Below are 231 nucleotides of genomic sequence, written 5' to 3' on the forward strand. Positions count from 1 at the left end.
GGTGGGCAGCGCTATCTGTTGGCCAGCGTGCCGGTCCGCACCCCGACCGCCGCGCGCGTCCTGCCTGCGCGCATCGGTCTGCTCTGGGATGCCTCCGGTTCGGCCGGTACGCGCAACCGTGCGGCTGAACTGGCCGTGCTGGACCGCTATTTCCAGGCGTTCGGCACGGGCCAGGTCCAGCTGACGGTGCTGCGTGACCGCAGCGAAGCGCCGCGCGAGTTCCCGATCACC

Annotated in this window: 1 protein-coding gene; it reads left to right on the forward strand. The window is 71.4% G+C overall.

Annotated features, from left to right (window positions below):
* Positions 1–231, forward strand: a 231-nt coding sequence (locus RRF55_RS28230; protein WP_439419330.1) for a hypothetical protein, incomplete at both ends; no start/stop codon positions are given.

The organism is Klebsiella sp. K47, from assembly GCF_051858335.1.
Lineage (GTDB): Bacteria > Pseudomonadota > Gammaproteobacteria > Enterobacterales > Enterobacteriaceae > Klebsiella > Klebsiella pneumoniae.